Genomic DNA, 3,732 nt, shown 5'->3' on the forward strand with positions numbered 1-3,732 from the left:
CCCCGGAACCCCGGGACGGCCTCGGCCTGACGTGGACTGACGGAGCGTCAGTTCACGGTGTAGCTGTACGGGATCGCCGCGAGCACCGAACCGGTGGTGTTCAGGGCGTTGTTGGCGGTGGCCACGCCGGTCGGGCCGGACACCAGGTACAGCACGCCCTTGACGGTGCTGCCCTTCGGGCCGGTCGGGGTCAGCGTCACCTGGAGCGTGCCGGTGGCGCCGGGGGCGACGGTCACCGGGGTGGCGGCCGCGGCCGAGGCGTTCACCGAGGCGGCGTACGGGTCACCGGTGCTGGAGGTCAGCGCCGGGTCGAAGGCCTGGGTGTGCGCGGTGGCCGTGATGGTGGAGGTGCCGGCCGGCGCGCCGCCGGTGCCGAACGGGCCGATCTGCTGGACGAAGGTGCCCCAGGTGCCGGGGACGACCGGCTGCTCGGCGGTGCCGTTGTCGGTGACGACCGAGACGGTGGAGCCGTCCTGGGCCTTCTTCAGGTCGCCGAACAGGTCCGGCGAGCCGGTGGTGGCGCTCAGCTCGATCTGCGCCGGCGTCGAGGACGCCGCCACGGCCTTGAGCCGGTCGGTGCCCGGCGGCACCAGGAAGGACGGCACCGCGGAGCTGAGGCTCAGCGGCAGGGTGACGGTCGCCGAGGTGCCCTGCGGCACCAGCGGCACGTCCACCCGGCGGTCCAGCCGGCCGTCGGCCGCGATCCGCTGGGTCGCGACGGTGTTGTTGGTGTAGTTCACCTGGACGGTGACCGGCTTGCCGGCCGCGAGCCTGGTGCGGGCGTCGTTCGGCAGACCGGCCGCGGTGGCCTGGTTCTGGTTGAACGCGATGGTGCCGGTGAAGTCCTGGGCGAGCTCCTGGCCGCTGACCGGGCCGAGCACGTTCAGGACGAACCGCCAGCGGCCGGCGGCCGGGTTGACGGCGGTGGCCGAGACACCGTTGCCGGTGCCCGCCAGGTTGCCCTGGGCGTCGAACTGCCCGTTGCCCTCGATGTCGACCGGGGTGCCGTTCGGGCTGATCAGCGCGCCCTGCATGAGCAGCTTCGGGTCCTTGGCGACGGTCAGGCCGACCCGCAGGTCCTTCTGGCCCTTCGGGACGTCGAAGGCGTACGAGAAGCTCTGCGTCGGCGAGGCGCTGCGGCCGTTGCCGCCGGTGATGGTGCCGGTGAAGGTGCCCTTGCCCTGGGTGACCGGGACGAGGCTGCGCAGCACGACCGGGACGCTGGTGGTGTTGCCGTTGGAGCCGGAGACCAGGACGGCCTCGCTGGAGTCGCCGCTGGTGGCCGGGGTGGTGAGCTGGACCTTGAGGGTCTTGGTCTGGCCCGGCTTCAGGTCGGTGGTGCTCGGGCTCACGGCGCCGGCCGGCACCGCGCGCTGGGTGGCGGTGCCGAGCTGGACGGCGCCGCGGTAGCCGGCCTGGCCGGCCGGGGTGTAGAGGACGGCGGTCCACTCGCCGGCCACCGGGTGCGGGACGTCCACCAGACCGAAGTTGGCCGGGGTGGCACCGCCCTGCGGACGGGTGTTGGTCTCGAAGCGGCCCGAGGGGTCGAGCAGCGTCATGCGGACCACCGGCCCGTTGGTGACCGGGTTGGGCCCGCCCTGCCAGGCGATCGACGCCGCGAGGCGGTCGGCGCCGGCCGGGACGGTGAACTTGACCTGCTTCTGCACCCAGTCCGCGCCGTTGGTCGCGTACTTGAAGGTGTCCTTCGAGGACGGGTCCAGCTGGACGGTCTGCTGGTTGCCCGACTGCGGGGCGAAGGTGCGGGTCGCGGCGCTCACCGTCTGGGTGCTGTCACCGGTGTTGGTGACGGACACGTCGGCGGTGTGGGTCGAGCCGGGGGCACCGGCGATGTCGACCTGGCCGGTGGTGACCACGACGGTCTTCGCACCGTCGGTGCCGTCCCCGTCCTGGTAGCCGCGGGCGGCCTCGACGGCGGCGCGGACGTTCAGCAGGCCGGCGCCCTGCTCCTCGGCCGGCACGCCGAGGTCGGTGGCGGTGCCGGTGAGGAGCTTCTTCACCAGCGCCGGGGCCGGCGAGTCGCCGCCGTGGGTGTCGCGGTAGGCCTGGATGACCAGGGCCGCGGCACCGGTGACGAACGGGGCCGACTGGCTGGTGCCGCCGAACGGCTGGATCGCCGAGGGCTGCCCGTTGTAGCCCGTGCACTCGGTGTACTTGCTCGTGTCGGGCGTGCACAGCGCCCAGTCCGTCTCGCCCGGCGCGACCAGGTCGACGGTCCGGCCGGCCTGGGTGAAGCCGCCCGAGGAGAGCGCGGAGATGCGGTTGTCGCTCCAGGTCCCGTTGGAGAACCGGGAGGCCGCGTAACCGGTCTGCTGGTAGTTCTGGTTGTCCGTGGAGGCGCCGACCGCGATCACGGACGGGTCGGTGGCCGGGGTGCCGATCGTGCCGCTGAGGCCGGCGTCACCGGTGGAGACCGCGACGGTGACACCGGCCTTGACGGCCTGCTCGTTGAAGAGCGAGATGGTGTCGTGCGCGCCGCTGTCCGGGGTGACGTTGCCGCCGAAGGACTCGTTCAGCACGTCCACGTGGGCGACCCGCACCGCGTAGTCGATCGACTGGAGGATCGACGAGTTGGACATCATCTCGCCGCCGGCCTTCAGCGCGACCAGGTCGGCGTCCGGGGCGAGGCCGCGGATGCGGATGTTGCAGCCGGCCGGGAGCGGGTGCGAGGAGTTGACGAACGTGGAGACGTCGTAGACCTGGCGGCCCTGGGCGATGACCGCCGAGGCGTCGCCGAAGGCCTCCGCCGCGCCGGTCGGCGCGTCCCAGCCGTCGCCCGCGAAGTCCTGGTAGTCGACCACGGCGTGCGAGCCGTCGGCCCGGATGAAGTCCGGGTTGTTCGGGTCGAGGCCGTCCGCGATGTAGGCGACCTTGACGCCCTTGCCGGTGGCCAGGTCCTCCACGCCGGGCTTGCCGTTGCCGGTGACGGCCCGGGTCGAGTACAGGCCCTCGGGCTCCAGCAGCGGCTTGGCCGGGTCGGAGGGGCAGACCGTGTTGGTCGCGTTCTCCTCCGCTCCCTGGCCGTTACTGCCCGAAACGGCCTGGGGAGCGGCGTCGGCCTTGGGCGCCTTGGCAGCGGCGGCGTCCTTGGCCGCCTTCGCCTTGGCGGCGGCCGGCGGGGCGACCTGGACCTGGGCGTCCGCCACCACGGAGGAGACGGCCGGGTCGGCCTGGAGCTGTGCGCGCAGGGCGGGGCTGACCGTGGCCGAGAAGGCGTTGCCGACCACGAAACTCTTGATATCGGTGCCGCCGCCGGCCTTGACCCTGTTCAGCAGCGGCGCCTGTGCGTCGGCGGTCTTCTGCTGCCGGGCGCCGAGGTGGCCGTGGTCGGCCGGGGCGTCCGCGATCTGGTCCTTCATGATGACGATCACCGGCACCGGGGACCCGTCCGTGGACGCCGCCTGGGCGTTCTGCGGTTCGGGGGCCGGGGCAGCGGTCGCGATGGTCCCGAGGCTCAGGACCATGGACGCGGCGGTCACCGTGACGGCGGCCGCTAGCTGGGTTTTCCGCCAGCCGATCATATAAATCCTCTCGTCAGATGGACAGCTGACGCATTCCAACGCACCTGAGAGGATCACGACAAGGGGGTAAATCCCCATCAGAAAGTAAAGTTGACCATCAATCAGTAAAATTCGGAGAGGAAATCGGGTCGAATCCGCATCTTTCAGCCGATCGGCCCTCAGCGGGCCCGGACGGCCGCCGCGGGAGAGCGCC

Annotated in this window: 1 protein-coding gene; it reads right to left on the reverse strand. The window is 72.1% G+C overall.

All coding sequences use genetic code 11. The features are described 5' to 3' along the window. Positions 1 to 47 precede the first annotated feature (47 nt). Complete coding sequence (locus tag ACFU6K_RS33705; RefSeq protein WP_380669583.1) at positions 48 to 3,482, reverse strand: S8 family serine peptidase; 3,435 nt, start codon at positions 3,480 to 3,482, stop codon at positions 48 to 50. Between the last annotated feature and the right edge of the window lie 250 nt (positions 3,483 to 3,732).

Origin of the sequence: Kitasatospora sp. NPDC057512 (assembly GCF_042802135.1) — a bacterium.
Lineage (GTDB): Bacteria > Actinomycetota > Actinomycetes > Streptomycetales > Streptomycetaceae > Kitasatospora.

Excerpts from the sequence above, each read along its gene's own strand:
- ACFU6K_RS33705 (WP_380669583.1), bottom strand. The coding sequence starts at position 3,482 with ATGGTCCTGAGCCTCGGGACCATCGCGACCGCTGCCCCGGCCCCCGAA.